Annotated in this window: 15 protein-coding genes; all 15 read left to right on the top strand. The window is 29.0% G+C overall.

Annotated features, from left to right (window positions below; all coding sequences use genetic code 11):
• Positions 1–64: 64 nt before the first annotated feature.
• The 15 genes from ACLR9T_RS08610 (at position 65) to ACLR9T_RS08540 (ending at position 17,178) form a co-directional block, all read left to right on the top strand.
• On the top strand, positions 65–1,681 hold the full coding sequence (locus tag ACLR9T_RS08610) for a response regulator transcription factor (RefSeq protein ID WP_413109136.1): 1,617 nt from the start codon (positions 65–67) through the stop codon (positions 1,679–1,681).
• Positions 1,671–3,389, top strand: coding sequence for a cache domain-containing sensor histidine kinase (locus ACLR9T_RS08605; RefSeq protein ID WP_413109135.1), 1,719 nt, complete (start codon positions 1,671–1,673; stop codon positions 3,387–3,389). Before ACLR9T_RS08610 ends, ACLR9T_RS08605 begins: the two co-directional genes overlap by 11 nt.
• Positions 3,382–4,332, top strand: a complete 951-nt coding sequence (locus tag ACLR9T_RS08600) for a substrate-binding domain-containing protein (protein ID WP_413109134.1) — start codon at positions 3,382–3,384, stop codon at positions 4,330–4,332. Before ACLR9T_RS08605 ends, ACLR9T_RS08600 begins: the two co-directional genes overlap by 8 nt.
• Positions 4,333–4,519: 187 nt before the next feature.
• Positions 4,520–5,596 (top strand): galactose ABC transporter substrate-binding protein, encoded by a 1,077-nt coding sequence (locus ACLR9T_RS08595; RefSeq protein ID WP_413109133.1) that lies wholly within the window; start codon positions 4,520–4,522, stop codon positions 5,594–5,596.
• 73 nt (positions 5,597–5,669) lie between these two features.
• Positions 5,670–7,166, top strand: coding sequence for a sugar ABC transporter ATP-binding protein (locus ACLR9T_RS08590; protein ID WP_413109132.1), 1,497 nt, complete (start codon positions 5,670–5,672; stop codon positions 7,164–7,166).
• 14 nt (positions 7,167–7,180) lie between these two features.
• On the top strand, positions 7,181–8,254 hold the full coding sequence (locus ACLR9T_RS08585; RefSeq protein ID WP_413109131.1) for a galactose/methyl galactoside ABC transporter permease MglC: 1,074 nt from the start codon (positions 7,181–7,183) through the stop codon (positions 8,252–8,254).
• An 11-nt stretch (positions 8,255–8,265) separates the two neighbouring features.
• The gene (locus ACLR9T_RS08580) at positions 8,266–8,847 is read left to right on the top strand and encodes an InlB B-repeat-containing protein (RefSeq protein WP_413109130.1); all 582 of its coding nucleotides are present in this window, start codon (positions 8,266–8,268) and stop codon (positions 8,845–8,847) included.
• A 124-nt stretch (positions 8,848–8,971) separates the two neighbouring features.
• Positions 8,972–11,548, top strand: coding sequence for a cation-translocating P-type ATPase (locus ACLR9T_RS08575; protein WP_413109129.1), 2,577 nt, complete (start codon positions 8,972–8,974; stop codon positions 11,546–11,548).
• Between the two features lie 33 nt (positions 11,549–11,581).
• Positions 11,582–12,235, top strand: coding sequence for a sporulation protein YunB (gene yunB / locus ACLR9T_RS08570; RefSeq protein WP_413109128.1), 654 nt, complete (start codon positions 11,582–11,584; stop codon positions 12,233–12,235).
• On the top strand, positions 12,220–13,056 hold the full coding sequence (locus tag ACLR9T_RS08565; RefSeq protein WP_413109127.1) for a hypothetical protein: 837 nt from the start codon (positions 12,220–12,222) through the stop codon (positions 13,054–13,056). Before yunB ends, ACLR9T_RS08565 begins: the two co-directional genes overlap by 16 nt.
• Positions 13,057–13,212: 156 nt before the next feature.
• Positions 13,213–13,581 carry a diacylglycerol kinase family protein gene (locus ACLR9T_RS08560; protein ID WP_413109126.1) on the top strand — a complete coding sequence of 123 codons (369 nt, stop codon included), beginning with the start codon at positions 13,213–13,215 and terminating at the stop codon, positions 13,579–13,581.
• A gap of 194 nt (positions 13,582–13,775) precedes the next feature.
• Positions 13,776–14,714 carry an ATP-binding cassette domain-containing protein gene (locus ACLR9T_RS08555; RefSeq protein ID WP_413109125.1) on the top strand — a complete coding sequence of 313 codons (939 nt, stop codon included), beginning with the start codon at positions 13,776–13,778 and terminating at the stop codon, positions 14,712–14,714.
• Between the two features lie 2 nt (positions 14,715–14,716).
• Positions 14,717–15,463: an ABC transporter permease gene (locus ACLR9T_RS08550; RefSeq protein WP_413109124.1), complete on the top strand. Its 747-nt coding sequence runs from the start codon at positions 14,717–14,719 to the stop codon at positions 15,461–15,463.
• Positions 15,464–15,473: 10 nt separating this feature from the next.
• Complete coding sequence (locus tag ACLR9T_RS08545) at positions 15,474–16,424, top strand: ABC transporter permease (RefSeq protein ID WP_413109123.1); 951 nt, start codon at positions 15,474–15,476, stop codon at positions 16,422–16,424.
• A 139-nt stretch (positions 16,425–16,563) separates the two neighbouring features.
• A complete protein-coding gene (locus tag ACLR9T_RS08540) occupies positions 16,564–17,178 on the top strand; it encodes a GNAT family N-acetyltransferase (RefSeq protein WP_413109122.1) in 615 nt (204 codons plus the stop codon).
• Positions 17,179–17,270: the final 92 nt, after the last annotated feature.

Genomic DNA, 17,270 nt, shown 5'->3' with positions numbered 1-17,270 from the left:
TAGAAAAAAAGTATGCTACAATTTATAAAGGGATTCTACGCTTATAAGATTGGGGGATGAATAGATGTATACAATAGTAATTGCAGATGATGAGGTAGCTTTACGCCAGGCAATGATTAAAAGGATCGATTGGAAGACAATTGGATTTGAGGTGATTGGGGAAGCTGAAAACGGAGTAGAAGCTCTTGAGTTAGTAGAACGTTTGGAACCTGATCTTTTATTGACTGATATCAAAATGCCGTTTATATCAGGAATAAATTTAGCTAGAAAAGTACGAGAAATTAGACCTGCGATGCAAATTGCTTTTTTAAGTGGATATGATGATTTTAGCTATGCTCAACAAGCTATAAAATATAATATTATTAAATATCTATTAAAACCAATATCCTCAAAGGAATTAACAAAAGAATTAATTGATATAAAAGAGAAAATGGATGCCATCAATCAATCGTTTGTTTCCTCGTTTGAGGTTGATCAACAACAGCTCTTAGTAGAAAGATTATTAATGCCTTTAGTTCTTGATTCTGATTTTGTTATTGATGAAAAACAAAGGGAACATGAAAGTAGCCTTAATCAAGAAGCTGTTCAATTAGAAGTTCGAGCTAGTTTAGAAGAAAAAACCAAGTATTTAGTTATGGTGATTCGTTACTTTGATAAAAGAGGACAAAATATCACGAGTCGAAATCATTTGCCAGGGATAAAAGGAATTGTTAAAAAGTACTTACGGTTTGGAAGCTTTTACTCTGGTAAAAAGATTATTACTTTGCTTACGGGACAATCTTGGGAAATCGAAAAGTATGTTAATATCATTGTTAATGAAATAGTTCAAAGCAGTGAAAGGATATTATGTGCTGATTGTTATATAGGGCTTAGTAGTATTAATGATTCATTAATGAAAACAAATCTATTATATAGTGAAGCAATGAGTGCGGTTGAATATGGTCAAGGCTCGAAAAGAAATATAAATTTTATTGGGGATATAAAACGTACTTCAATGATCTGTTATGAGGATGTAGATAAAATTGCTAGTAAAATAGAGAAATTAATTAAATCAGGTGGTGTTGATGAAATTGAACTCTATCTTTCTAGTATATTTGTAATGTTTATTGATCAAGGAGCTACACGGGCAGATATTGATTTGTTGATGATTAGAATTATCTCATCAACTTGTGCGCTTGTATATTCAGTTTGTGATGCTAAATCTTCTGCTCTATTCTTTAATAAAGCATCTGAGTTATCAAGTATTTTTAATAAACATTCTTTTAATGAAAAAAGAATGGATCTAATAGAATTTTGTCTATTATCAAAGAGTCTTATAAAGAAACAAAAGAAAATGAATAGTGAAGTAATTTGTGATGAGCTAATGGAAATTATTAATAATGAATATGGAAATGAGGAATTATCTTTAGGGGTTGTTAGTGATCGTTTACATGTTAGTATTAGTTATTTAAGCTCACTTGTTAAAAAGAATATGGGGGAAACATTTATTACTTTACTTACTAATAAACGTATGGAGGTGGCAAAAGATCTTGTATTGTATTCATCGGCTAAAGTATTAGAAATTGCTTATAAATGTGGTTATAGTGATCAACATTATTTTAGTTATTGTTTTAAAAAGCAGTACGGAGTTTCGCCTAATAAAATGAGAGAACAAAATATGGTGAGTAGTAATGAAAGGTAAAAAAAAAGATCTTTCAATATCAATATATTTATTATTGTTTATTGTAAGTGTTATTATAATTGTTGTATTCTTTTTAACAATTTCATTTAGACAGGTTTTAAAAAATAGTTTATTATCAGTAGCACAAACAAATTCTGAACAGTCAGTTACTCAGGTTTTAAATACAATTGAAAATTACTCTAATGATATTGTAAATAAAATGAAGAATATGACATCAATTATTAATGAATCAACAGATACTTCTAATATTAAAGAACATATGGAGACTATGATAAATATTAATGAAGATATTGTTTCAATTGTTATCTATGATATGGAAGGTAACATTTTAGATTATCAAGGTAATGCTCCATTAAAAACAGATATTGATCAAAATCTTTCTTTTGATAAAACATTATTTAATAGTAATAGTGAGTATGTAATTACTTCGCCTCATGTTCAAAATCTATTTGAAGGAGAATATCCTTGGGTTGTAACTGTTTGTCAAAAACAGTGGTCCACTAGCCATGATAAACTTGTTTGTGTAGCAATGGATATTCGCTTTGTTTCAATTGCTCGATATATTGATGATGTAGGGATCGGAGAGCATGGTTATTGTTTTATTGTTAATAAAAATGATGATTTAGTTTATCATCCATTACAACAGTTGATTTATTTAGATATAAAAAAAGAAAAAATAGATGAAGTTATTAGTTATCGTGAAGGTAATACCATTAATAATGGAGTAATTTATACTGTTAAAGATGTTTCAAAGTTTGACTGGCGTGTTGTTGGTGTTAGTTATGTCAATGAATTAGTTGATGATAAGGCAACAACAGCAATTGAAATTATTATTATTATTGCATTAATTGTAATGGTGTTTGCAATTATTGTTTTATTTGTTTTATCAAATAAATTAACGAAACCAGTACGATCTCTTGTCGATGCCATGAGTACATTTGAAAAAAATGCTGTTGATTTCAAATATAGTCCTGTAAGAGGAGCAAGTGAGTTTAATAAATTATCTAGTTCTTTTGAACATATGGTTATCCAAATCCAAGAGTTGATGGATAAGGTAAAAAAAGAAGAAGTAGCTTTACGTAAAACAGAATTAAAAGCATTACAGGCTCAAATCAATCCACACTTTTTATATAATACATTAGACTCTATTCAATGGATGTGTGAAGAAGAAAAAACTGAAGATGCTATTACTATGGTTGGGGCATTAGCGCAATTGTTTAGAATTAGTATTTCTAAGGGGTATGAACTTATTTCGATTGAAAAAGAAATACAACATGCTAAAAACTATTTAGTTATTCAAAGTTATCGTTATAAAGACCAATTCTCTTATCATTTTGATATCGATGATGAAGTATTACCATATCTATGTAATAAAATAACGATTCAGCCAATTATTGAAAATGCATTATATCATGGAATATCAAGAATGGTTGATGAAGGAGAAATTTTAATTTCTGTTCATAAGGTTAATAATGATATTATTATTAAAATCAAAGATAATGGTGTTGGGATGAGTGAGGAACAAGTTGAAAGTATCTTGAAAAAAGAACGAACAGATAGTAAGGGAATCGGGGTTAAAAATGTTAATGACCGGATCAAAATATATTTTGGTGATGATTATGGTATTGTTGTTGAAAGCGAATTAGATGTCGGAACAATAATTACAATTAAGATTCCTGCAGTAATGGAGGATCGATACAGTGTATAAAAAGATAAAAAAGATTTTTATTGTAATTACAATGATACTTACTCTAACTGGTTGTAATTCAGTAAATCAAAAAATAAAGGTAGCAGTTATTGTTAAATCTACAACATCGCAGTTTTTTAAATCTGTTTTTTCTGGCGCTAATGCAGCTAGTAAAGAATATAATCTTGAGCTTACTTTTGATGGACCGGAAAATGAAGAGGATTATGCAACACAAGTAAAAATGATGGAAAAAGCAATTGATGATAAAGTAGATGCAATCGTACTATCAGCTATTGATTATCGTAAATTAGTCATAAGTGTTGAAAATGCAATTGAAGCAGGAATTGAAGTTGTAATCATTGACAGTGATGTTGATTCAAAAAAAATCCATACTAGAATAAGTACTAATAATTATGAAGCTGGGAAAATGGCGGGGGATACAGTTTTAAAATTAAGTGGTAATGTATATCATGTTGGAATTGTGAATTTTGATGTAAATACTGCCAATGGACAGGAACGAGAACGAGGATTACGTAGTGTTCTAAGCAAAGATGAGCGAGTATTATCTTTGGAAACTATTAATGTTCAGTCTGATATACCTTCTTCAATCCAGGCAACAAAAGATATTTTATTGAAATATCCTAATATTAATGTGATTGTTACGTTTAATGAATGGACCACTTTAGGGGTTGGCTATGCAATTGAACAATTAGGATATGAAAATAAGGTCTCAGTTATTGGATTTGACAATAATCCTGTTTCAATTAAAATGTTGGAAACTGAAGTTATTGATGCATTGATTGTTCAAAATCCTTTTGCTATTGGTTATTTGGGTGTTGAACAAGCATATTATTTATCTCGACATCAAAGCAGTGAAGAAAGAATTTATACAAAAACAGTAGTAATTAATAAAGAGAATATGTTTGAAAAAGGAAATCAAAAAATTGTTTTTCCATTTGACTAATCTTCCTATAAAAGGAAGATTTTTAATTAATATTAAGGAATATGTCGCAAATTAATCATGTTAATAATAATTTACTTAACTAGGTGTAGATTTTTACCCATAAAAAATAAAATATTATATTACAATATTATGGGCTAAGAAATAAAATAGATATAGGTGAAAACGAAATTAAAGAGGAGGACTTAAAATGAAAAAAGTATTATCGTTTTTATTATCATGCACAATGTTAGTATGCATGGCAACTGTACTAACTGGATGCGGTGGTGGAGAAGGTGGAGATGGAGATGTCCATGTATTCTACTACAATTATAGTGACACTTATATTTCAAGTGTAAGAAGTGCTTTAGGGAAACAATTAAATGATGCTGGTGTTAAGTATCAAGATTATGATGCTAATGGAAATCAGACAACTCAAACAGAACAAGTGCAGACTGCAATTACAAAAGGTGCTAAAGCATTAGTTGTTAACATTGTAAATACTGGTTCTGATGATGCTGCTCAAGGTATCGTAGATATGGCTAAAAAAGAAAATATTCCATTAATTTTCTTCAACCGTGAAGTTTCTGATAAAATTGTTAAAAGTTATGATAAATGTGCTTTCGTAGGTACTGATGCAGCTGAAGCTGGTCACTTACAAGGTGAAATGATTGGTGAATATTTATTAGCTAATTATGACAGTTTTGATTTAAATAAAGATGGTGCTATTTCTTATATCATGTTTAAAGGTGAAGAAGGAAATAACGAAGCTATCTATCGTACTCAATATGCAGTAGAAGATGCAAATAAAAAATTAGTTGCTGCAGGTAAACCAGAACTAAGTTTCTATGATCCTTCAAACAATGATAAATATTTAGTTGATCAACAAGGTAAATGGTCAGCTCAAGCAGCAAATGAATATATGACTACTGCTCTTGCTTCTCATAGTGACAGTAATAATAACATGATTGAATTAGTTATTTGTAACAATGATGGTATGGCTGAAGGTGCTATTACTGCCTTGAATTCAGTTGGATATAATACTGGAGGAGATAAATTAATTCCTGTATTTGGAGTAGATGCAACTGATGCTGCTAAAGACTTAATTAAAAAGAATAAAATGGCTGGAACAATTAAACAAGATGCTGAAGGTATGGCAAAAGCATTAGCATTATTAGCTCAAAATGCTTTAGATGACAAATCTTTAATGGATGGAACAAAAGATTATAAAGTAGATAAAAAAGTTAATAAAATTCGTATTGCTTATGGTAAATATTTAGGAGAATAAAAAATAAAGTTGGGCATTTGGTTAATTATCCAATGCCCCACTTAATTTTATGGATGAATAAAGGAGGGAAATTATGAGTGATGTTTTGTTAGAAATGAAAAACATTAGTAAGGAATTCCCAGGAGTAAAGGCACTAGATAATGTTTCATTAACAGTAAAACGTGGAACTGTTCATGCACTAATGGGTGAAAATGGAGCAGGTAAATCTACTTTGATGAAATGTCTGTTTGGAATGTATGTTAAAGATACAGGTCAAATTTTCTTGGAAGGTGAAGAAGTAAACTTCAAAAATTCTAAGGATGCTCTAGAGCATGGAGTTGCCATGGTGCATCAAGAGTTAAATCAGGCATTGAAAAGAAATGTTATGGATAATATCTGGTTGGGAAGATATCCTACTAAATTTAAGATTATGACATCAGAAAGTATCATGTATAAAGATACAAAAGCAATATTTAAAGATTTAGGAATTGATGTTGATCCAAAAAGAATTATGAGTACGATGTCAGTTTCTAATCGTCAAATGGTTGAGATTGCTAAAGCGGTTTCGTATAATTCTAAAATTATTGTTTTAGATGAACCTACTTCATCGTTAAATGAACAGGAAGTAGAACATCTATTTAGGATTATAAATATGTTACGTGATCGAGGTTGTGGAATTATATATATTTCTCATAAAATGGAAGAAATTTTAAGAATTAGTGATGATGTTACTATCATGCGTGATGGACAATGGATTGCAACTAAACCTGCTAGTGAATTAACGATGGATAAGATCATTAAGTTAATGGTAGGGCGTGAATTAACTAATCGTTTCCCACCTAAAACAAATGAGATTGGAGAAACTGTATTAGAAGTTGATAAACTTACTGGTATGTATAATCATATTAGGGATATTTCGTTTGATGTTAAACGAGGTGAAATCGTTGGAGTTGCAGGATTAGATGGTTCAGGACGTACTGAAGTTATCGAAACAATCTTTGGAGTTGCAACAAAAAAATCGGGAACGATTAAAATTGATGGCAGAGTAATTAAAAACAAATCTGCTCGAGAGGCAATTAAAAACGGTTTTGCTTTGTTGACAGAAGAAAGAAGAGCTACTGGTATTTTTGGAATCTTAGATATTAAAGAAAATACAACGATTTCAAATCTGGATAGTTATGTAAAAAATCATTTCTATTTAAGTGAAAAACAAATGAAATTAGATACACAATGGTCAATTGGGGCAATGCGTATCAAAACACCTTCACAAAGCACAAAAATAAGATCTTTGTCAGGTGGTAATCAACAAAAAGTAATTTTAGGACGTTGGTTATTAACAAATCCTGAAGTATTATTATTGGATGAGCCTACACGTGGAATTGACGTTGGAGCTAAATATGAGATTTACCAATTAATTATTGATTTAGCTAGTAAGGGGAAATCAGTAATCATGGTATCTTCAGAAATGCCGGAATTATTAGGAGTTTGCGATCGAATTCTTGTAATGTCTGGGGGAAGACTTGCAGGTGAAGTAGATGCTAAAACAGCTACTCAAGAAGAAATTATGACACTTGCAGCAAAATATGTATAAAGGAGAATTATTATATGGCAAAAATATTTAGTGGTGTAACTAGACAATATAATGATTTTAAGCAATTAAACAGCCAAGATAAAAAAACATTTTTAAAAGAATTATTAATTAATAACTCTTTATATATTTTCATGGTTATTGCAATTATTGCGATTCAAATTATTAGTCCTAAATTCTTATCTAGTTCATCAATTATCAACATTATTTCACTTTCAGCAGCTAACTTGCCAATTGCATTGGGGATTGCTGGATGTATTATTTTAACTGGAACTGACTTATCTGCAGGGCGTATCGTAGGTTTAGTAGCCTGTGTTTCTGCTTCACTTTTACAGGCATCTGGATATGCAAATAAAATGTTTGCTGATCTTGATACAATGCCTATTTTTGTAGTTTTATTGCTAGCAATAGTAATAGGGGCTATTGTAGGTTTTGTAAATGGATTCTGTGTTTCTAAATTTAGTCTACATCCATTTATTGTAACTTTAGCTACACAATTAATTGTATATGGTATTTTGTTAATGTACTTGATGATTGGTACAAATAATGGACAATCAATTTCTGGATTAGATGCTGGGTATACTGGTTTTATTGCAGGCTCAGCAATTAGTATCGGAGGTAAAGGTATTCCGAATTTCGTTTGGTATGCAATCTTAATTACCGTAATTATGTGGTTTATTTGGAATAAAACAAAGTTTGGTAAAAATATGTTTGCTGTTGGATCTAATCCTGAAGCGGCTAACGTATCTGGGGTAAATGTTTCAAGAACAATTATCATGGTATTTGTTTTAGCTGGGATTATGTATGGTTTAACTGGGTTTGTTGAATCAGCTAGAATTGGTTCAAATAGTGCAGCAACTGGGTTAAACTATGAATTAGATGCAATCGCAGCCTGCGTTATTGGTGGAGTATCTTTTGTTGGTGGTATTGGTAAGATTCGTGGTGTAATTATTGGAGTTGTTTTACTACGTATCATCTTCGTAGGATTGACTTTCTTGAGTATTGATGCTAATATGCAATATGTTATTAAAGGTTTAATTATCTTAGTAGCTTGTGCAGTTGACATGCGTAAATATTTAGTAAGAAAATAATTGGTGAGAGTATGGATGAAAAACAAGAGATTAAAAAGAAGCAAAAAGATTGGGGACCAGGTGGTGGAATGTACCGAGGGGTTAATGTCCCTGTTAAGGTATTGAATTATGTAATTGTTGCATTGATGGTAATTTTAGTTGGGGTTGTAATTTTTCTCAGTCTTAATAGTCATTTTACAGTTACTTTAGATACTAATGGTGGTGAAAATCTTAACCCAATCGAATGTAAACATGGTGATTCTATTTTAATTGATGAGCCTTTAAAAGCTGGGTATAGTTTTGAAGGCTGGTATCTTGATCAAGATTTGAAACACGAATGGGATCCCAAGACTCAAAAGGTTGAGCAAAGTATGACATTATATGCATCATGGAAACCGATTAAAATAAATATTATTTTTGATTATGATGGTGGTAATGTACTAATGGAACATAAAGAGGTTACTTATGATGATGTTTATGGTGAGTTACCACAACCAACTAAAGATGGATATCAATTTTTAGGGTGGATGTATAATAATGAATTTATTACTGAGGATACGATTGTATCAACAAATGGTGAACATGTATTAAAAGCTTTATGGCAATCTCAATAACTCCATACATATTAAGACCAAGTCTGTAAATAGACTTGGTTTTTTATTTTGACTTTTATATTTTAACATTTTTTTCATTGATTATTTTGTATAGTTTATCTATGAGTATGGATAGGAGGATAAAATGGAAGCTTATCAAAAATCATTTAGAGATATTCAAAATGAACTAGGAGTATTTGGTCAAGGATTAAATGAAAGTCAAATAGATAAATATAAACAGTTATTTGGAAAAAATGAAATAATTGGAGAAAAGCATGAAAGTACATTAATGGTATTTATTGATCAGTTTAAAGACTTACTAGTTATCATTTTAATTATAGCAGGGATTATTTCAGCAATTAGTGGGGAATTTGAAAGTACGCTTGTAATCTTAGTTGTAATTACTTTAAATGCATTGTTAGGAACTTTTCAAACAGTAAAGGCTCAAAAGTCTATTGATAGCTTAAAAAAACTTTCAATGCCTAAAGTAAAGGTTATACGAGAGGGCAAAGTTCAAGAAATTAATTCTAATGAGCTAGTTGTTGGGGATATTGTAAATATTGAGGCTGGAGATATTATAGCTGGAGATGGAAGGTTAAAAGAGGCTACAAATCTTCAAATAAATGAAAGTGCTTTAACTGGAGAATCAAATAGTGTCGAAAAACAATTGTTGCCGATTGATAAAAAATGTACTATTGGTGATATGAGCAATATGGTTTTTTCTGGTAGTTTAGTAACAAATGGTACTGGACAATATATAGTAACTGCAGTGGGGATGAAAAGTGAATTAGGAAAAATTGCAGGAATGTTGAATGAAACTAAGCAAAGAAAAACACCGTTGCAGCGGACATTAGATGAATTTTCAGTTAAGTTATCAATTGGAATAATATCTATTTGTATCATTGTTTTGTTAATGAGTGTTTTTATTGCTAAGGAACATATTTTAGATTCGTTGATGGTTGCAGTAGCTTTAGCTGTAGCAGCAATACCTGAAGCATTAGGATCAATTGTTACAATAGTTTTATCAATTTCAACTCAAAAGATGGCAAAAGAGAATGCAATTATTAAAAACTTAAATGCAGTAGAAAGTTTAGGTTGTGTTTCAGTTATCTGTTCTGATAAGACAGGTACTTTAACGCAAAATAAAATGAGTGCAATTGATATTTATACTAATAGAAAAGTAATTTCAATAAATGATCTAGATCATCATGAATATAGCCATAATGTCTTATTAAAAACATTTAGTCTTTGTAATAATGCTACTGTAAACGGAGAACATCAAATTGGTGATCCTACAGAATTAGCATTATTAAACTTATATCATGACTATACTCTAAAATATTCTTATAAATTAAATGCTTTGAGGCAATTAGAATTACCATTTGACTCAACTCGAAAATTAATGAGTATTAGTTCGCGAAATCACTTGTATACAAAAGGTGCACCTGATGTCCTTTTAAAACGTTGTAATCGAATTTTGGTTGATGGTTATAAAGAAATATTATCTGAATACGAAAGAAAAAGAATTCTTCACCAAAATGAGAAATTTGCTCGTGATGGATTACGGGTTATTGGTATAGCATATAAAGAATTTTATCGTAATACATTAGATGTAAAAGATGAAAATGATTTAGTTTTTGTTGGTTTAGTATCCTTGGTCGATCCTCCACGTAAAGAAAGTAAGGAAGCAGTAAAAAATTGTCTTATTGCAGGAATTAAACCAATTATGATAACAGGTGATCATGTTGTAACTGCTCGTAGTATTGCTAAAAAAATTGGAATTTATCATGAAGGTGATTTGTGTTTAGAAGGTGTTCAGCTGGAAAAAATGAACGATCAACAGCTTGTCGATGTATTGCCAAAAGTAAGTGTTTATGCACGTGTAGCGCCAGAGCATAAAATCAGAATAGTTAAAGCATGGCAAGATTATGGACAAATAGTAGCGATGACTGGAGATGGCGTTAATGATGCACCAGCGTTAAAACAGAGTGATATTGGGGTTGCAATGGGGATTACGGGAAGTGAGGTATCAAAGGATGCATCTAGTATGATTTTAACGGATGATAATTTTGCTACTATTGTTCAAGCAATAATTACAGGGCGAAATGTTTATACAAATATAAAAAATTCAATTATTTATTTATTATCTGGGAATTTAGCAGCAATAATTTGTGTTTTAATAACATCATTTTTGATTTTACCAACACCTTTTTTACCAGTGCATTTGTTATTTATTAATTTAATTACAGATTCCTTACCAGCAATTGCAATCGGTATGGAACAAGGAAGTGATGAAATTTTAAAGCAAAAACCACGTGGAATGAACGATTCTTTATTAAATAGAGAGACATTATTACAAATTGGATTTGAGGGTTTGATTATTTGTATTTTTACAATGTTAGCTTATTTTGTTGGTTTAAAAACTAGTGAGTTATTAGCTTCATCTATGGCTTTTGGAACATTATGCTTGGCACGATTACTACATGGTTTTAATTGCCGCAGTAATTTACCATTATATAAAATACCTTTAAATTTTTATAGCATTGCTGCCTTTATTATTGGAACAGTGTTATTGACCTGGATTTTAATTTCACCAAATTTTCATACTTTTTTTTCAATTAGTGAATTGAGTTTACGTCATTTAGCAATGATTTTTGTCTTTGCAACTATACCTAGCATTGTTATTCAATTATATAAGATGATCTCATCAAAGCATAATTAAGTGATCTACTTAATATAATATATTGGTGATTTGATGAAAAAACGATATATAATAATTATTATTTTAGTTATTTTAGCAGTAATGATTCAACTTTTAAGTATGAATGTTACACCAATGCTTAAAAAGATTGCAGATAAAGAAATTGATCGTTTTTGTCAAATGGTGATTAATAATACACCATTACCTGTTGAATTGGATCACCAGGAATTGATTAGAATCAATCGTAACGGAGATGAAATCTCAACAATTAATTTTAATACTAATTATGCTTCAGGAATTGGAGCTAAGATTGTTAATGGATTAGATGAGTTATTTTCATCAATAGAAGAAGGTGCATATAAAAAAACTGATAATTCTTTTTATCAGCGTAAATTAGAAAAGATTAGTAAAGATGGTGGTGTTATAGCAAGTGTACCATTAGGGATGTTGACAGATAACCCTTTTTTAGCCAATGTCGGGCCAAATATAAAAATTAGGTATAAGACTATATCTGCAATAACATGCACCGTAAATAAGGAAATAAAGAGTTATGGGGTTAATCATGTAATGGTCTCGTTGACTTTAACAATTAAAATAAAGATGATGGTATTATTACCATTTTATAATGAAGAATTTAATAAATCGTATGAATATCCGCTAATTATTGAAATCATTGAAGGGGAGGTGCCTAATTGGTATCAAAACTAGAAATATTACAACGTTTTTATCAGATTTATTTAGAACAGGAAAGTGATTATTTTATTTATCAAGAAAAGTTTTATTATATTTGTAGAATAAATAATTTTACTAATGACTACACATATTATATGAATAGCCTTAATCTAGCAGGTTTTACAATTGTTAATAATTGTTTTAATCGACCAGTAACTATGGATTATATTTTATACACTTATCAAATTGAAGACTATCATTTGGATACATTTATTCGTCAATCAATGATACCGATTCAATCAACAGTTGAAATAATAAAAATTAAAGAAAGCTGGTGTAAGATTCTTGATGAAGCAAAATGCAAAATTGGTAACTATGCTTCAAGAATCAGTCATTTTGAACATTTTGTTGTTTTATCATACTATTATCAAGGCTTAGGAGAATGTGCAATCAGTATTTTAAATCAAATTAAATCTAAAGAAATACCTGCAGGAATAGAACACTTTTATATGAATGATAGTTATGAAGTTTTATGCTGTCCTAGTAACTTTGTAGTTGCTTCAAGAATTAAGGATTTAGCAACAGGATATAAAAATAATTTGATTACTATCAATGAATTGGAAGAATATATAAGTTATACAAATCTATCAACTGATGAATTAATTTATTTATATGCTCGTTTATTATTTCCAGGTCAATTTATGAAGCTTGCCATCAATGATGATTGTAATGATAGTCAAGTAAAAAAGAGACTACTTAGCATATATCAAAATATTGATAATGAAAAATTAATTCTTATTCAAGCTTATGAAATGTTGAGCAGATACACATATATCCCTAAAATTGCATGGTTATAGTAACAAGAAACATACTCTTTTGTACGTTTCTTGTTTTTAAATTAAATGATATTTATACTATAAAAGGATTTTTAAATAAATTAAGATTATTAATAATATTGATTTCAATCTAAATAATTAGTAGAATTTTGTATATATCAGAAAGGGAGTAATAAATTGAAACAGGAATTAAAGAAGCGAATTAATAGTTTTAAGTATGCTTTTGAAGGAATTGTAACAACTTTTAAGTCGGAAATGAATATGAAAATTCATATAATAATAATGATTATGGTTATTATTGCAGGAATTATTTTAAAATTAAATATTTTGGAATGGAAAATATGTATTATATTATTTTCATTAGTTATTGCTGGTGAACTGTTTAATACTGCAATTGAAGCGGTTGTTGATATGATAATGCCAGAGTTCCATCCCAAAGCCAAAATTGCTAAAGATGCAGCGGCTGGGGGAGTTCTCATTTTAGCGCTTGGAGCAGCGATAGTAGGGTTGGTTATATTTATTCCTAAATTTATTGGATTAATTTAAATATTTTATTAATAAATAAAACATATTTGTTGAATTGAATTATAATATTCAATTCTTTTTTTATAAATATTGATTTTTTATGGCTTATTTATAAGGGCAACTAGTGTTTGCAACCAATAGTTTCTTAAATGTAAAGTAAAGTTTGTAGCTCAAACAAACTAATTTCTATATATTTAGGGAAAGGAGGAAATAGGATGAAAAATATTTTAGAAGTTATACATTTAAATAAGAGTTATCATGAAAATAAGGCAGTTAATGATCTATCTTTTAATGTTTATGAAGGAGAGATTCTGGGTTTATTAGGGCCTAATGGAGCAGGTAAAAGTACAACGATTAGTATTTTATCAACGATTTTAAAAAGTGATTCAGGAAAAATCAATATATTTGACTTATCTTTAAAATCACACATTAACGAAATAAAGGGGCAATTGGGAATTGTTCCTCAAGAGATTGCTATTTATGAAGATATCTCAGCTTATCGAAATGTAGCATTTTTTGCATCACTATATGGTATCAAAAAGATAGAATTAAAACAACGAGTTATGGAGGCGTTATCTTTTGTTGGGTTGGAAGATAAAAAAGATGATGCCCCAAAAACCTTTAGTGGAGGGATGAAAAGAAGGTTAAATATTGCTTGTGCAATTGCTCATCACCCTAAATTATTAATATTAGATGAACCAACAGTGGGAATTGATCCACAATCACGAAATCATATACTATCATCACTAAAAAAATTAAAAGATTCTGGAACAACTATTATTTATACTACTCATTATATGGAAGAAGTAGAAGAGATAGCTGACCGGATAGTCATTATGGATAAGGGAACTAAAATTGCTGAAGGAACTTTAAAAGAGCTTTTAGCTAGGTATAAAGATACCCTAATCTATACAATTTATGCAAATAATTTTTCAACTGATATCAAAGATAAATTACTTGCAATTATTGGTGTTGAAGATGTTCAAATCGATAATGATAGTTTTAAAATTACAGTATCTAAAAATAATGATGCTTTAGATAAAATTATTTTGTTGTTTGTTCAAAATAATTGTCATATTACTAAGATGGAAACAGAAGAAGGAAATCTAGAAATGGTATTTTTAGGATTGACTGGAAAGAAGCTAAGGGATTGATTATGATAAAATTTTTAACACTATTTAAACATGATTTATATAATCTTATTTCTAGCCCTGGTATACTATGTATCTTTCTTGTTTTTCCTACTATTCTTATTTTATTAATGGGTTTTTTATTTGAAAATTTATATCATACTGCGATAGTTAATTCATATGATTTTTATGGTGTAACAATGATATTTTTTATTGCTATGATGGGATCAACTGTTCCTGCCAATATTTTTTTAGAAAAACATATTAGAAGTGGAAATACACGTATTTTTTATAGCCCAGTATCGAAAATATATATTTATAGTTCTAAAATATTAGCTTGTTTTTTATTTATGGCTATAACTTTAATAGTAAATATTGTTATTTTTAATGGTATTTCTTTTGTGAATTTTGGTGGTGAGAGGATAGGATATGTAATTCTTTTAATAATTAACTTTGTTTTATTTTTAACAATGTTGAGTAGTGCAATATGTGTTACTATTCATAGCGAGGATATAACAAATATTATATTATCAAATTCGATGTCAGTATTAGGTTTTTTATCAGGAATCTTTTTTCCAATTTCTAGCTTAGATGCTGTTTTTGAAAAAATTGCTAGTTTTTCTCCGATTAAATGGACTGTAGATTGTATATTTCAATTAATTTATGATGGTCAAAGCAATAACTACTGGTGGATCATGCTAGGACTTATAATTTTATCTTTGCTTTTATTAGCTGTTGTTCATCATAATTACCGTTCAGAAGATTATATTTAGGAGAAGAAAAATGATAAAACTTATAAAATTAGTATTATATCGAATCAAACATAATAAAGCTTTTCTTATTACCTATCTTGTTTTAATACCAATTGTTATTACAATAGCTGTATATTTTACAAATAGTATTTCTTATGGCATACACATTGGTGTTGTTGGAGATGTTAATATTACACCAAATGATCAAATTGAATATATTCATTTAGATAGTATTCCTAATACTTCTCAATTGGTATTAAACCAGTATGATGCAATTATAACTCAAGAGAATCAAAATATAACAGTATTATCTACCAAAGGTGAAGAGTATAACCAAATGATTCAATTACTTGTAAGTGGCCAATTGAATTCTTTACCAGATACAGATGATCAACGTGGCAGTGCATCAAATATTTTAGGGTTTTTAATGATGGTAATTTTGCTTCTTGGAGGACAAATCTATAAATATTATTTTGATGAAAGAAATGGTATAAATAAACGAATTTTAAGCACGTCAGTGCAGTGTTATCAATATCTATTAAGTCATTTTATTGTTGTTCTGTGTTTTTTATTTATACCTGCGGTAATTGTTATATGTGGTGCTATTATTATTTTTGATATAGTACTTTCAATTGCTTTGTGGCAATTTGTATTAGTATTGTTGTTGTTATGCTTTTTTGCAACATCATTTGGGCTTTTTATCAATGTATTATCAAAAACATTAGAAGAAAGTTTGATGTTTGGAAATATGTTTGCAATTGTTGGGACAATAGTATCAGGTGGGTTTGCGCAGGTAACTAATAATGAGATATTTAATACTATTATTCAAGTTTTTCCACAAAAACAAATTATGTTATTATTAAATGGTTTAGAAAGTAATACAACTTTGCCATACCTAGGAATCTTTTATATTCTTTCAATCTCTATAATTTTAATAGTATCTGCTATCAAGATTGAAAAAAGAAAATCGTCTTATCGATAAGTATATATTTAATTTTTATTGACACTTACATTTAATGTAAGTGTTTTTTGATTAGCTGATAGATATTTTTATATGAAACTTTATCTCTAAATGATATAATTATTCTTACAAATAAATCATAATTTATAGAGGTGATATTTTGAATATAGAGATTAAGAAATTAGATAAATCTGATTATAAAAAGGTTATACAATATGCTATTAAAGGAATGCATTTTGATATGTATATGGATAATAAACTGGAATTAAGTTTATACGGTAGATATTTTTGGTATTTAGAGCTTACTAATGCAACACAAGTAATAGCTGCATATTTAGACGATGAACTTGCAGGGGTATTATTGGCAGATATAAAAGGTGAGGATAAGTTATATAGATATTTCTGGAAAAAACTGTATGTTAAGATGTTTGAATGGGTACAAAGAACTTTTTTTAAAGATAGCGTGGGAATATATGATAAAGTAAATAAGGAACTATTAGATATTTATATGGTTAATAATAAACCTGATGGAGAAATAAAGTTTTTAGCAGCAAATCCAGATATTAAAGTTAAGGGAATTGGAACATATTTATTAAATGAATTTGAAAAAAGAAATAAAGGAAAAGAAGTTTATTTATTTACTGATGATCAATGTACTTATCAGTTTTATGAGCATCGAGATTTTGAAAGAATTGGAAAAAAAGATATTGAATTAGATTTAAAGAAAAAGAAGGTCTCATTAAAATGTTTATTATATAGAAAAAAAATTAAATAAGTTAATATTTAGAATACAAAAACGACACTAAAGATTTTTAGTGTCGTTTAATATTTTTATAAAAACATTATTTATTCATTATATAAAAAATG

This window comes from Thomasclavelia sp. (assembly GCF_047249845.1).
GTDB lineage: Bacteria > Bacillota_I > Bacilli_A > Erysipelotrichales > Coprobacillaceae > Thomasclavelia.
The sequence above is the reverse complement of the archived record's forward strand: the minus strand, read 5'-3'. Positions and strand labels throughout refer to the sequence as shown.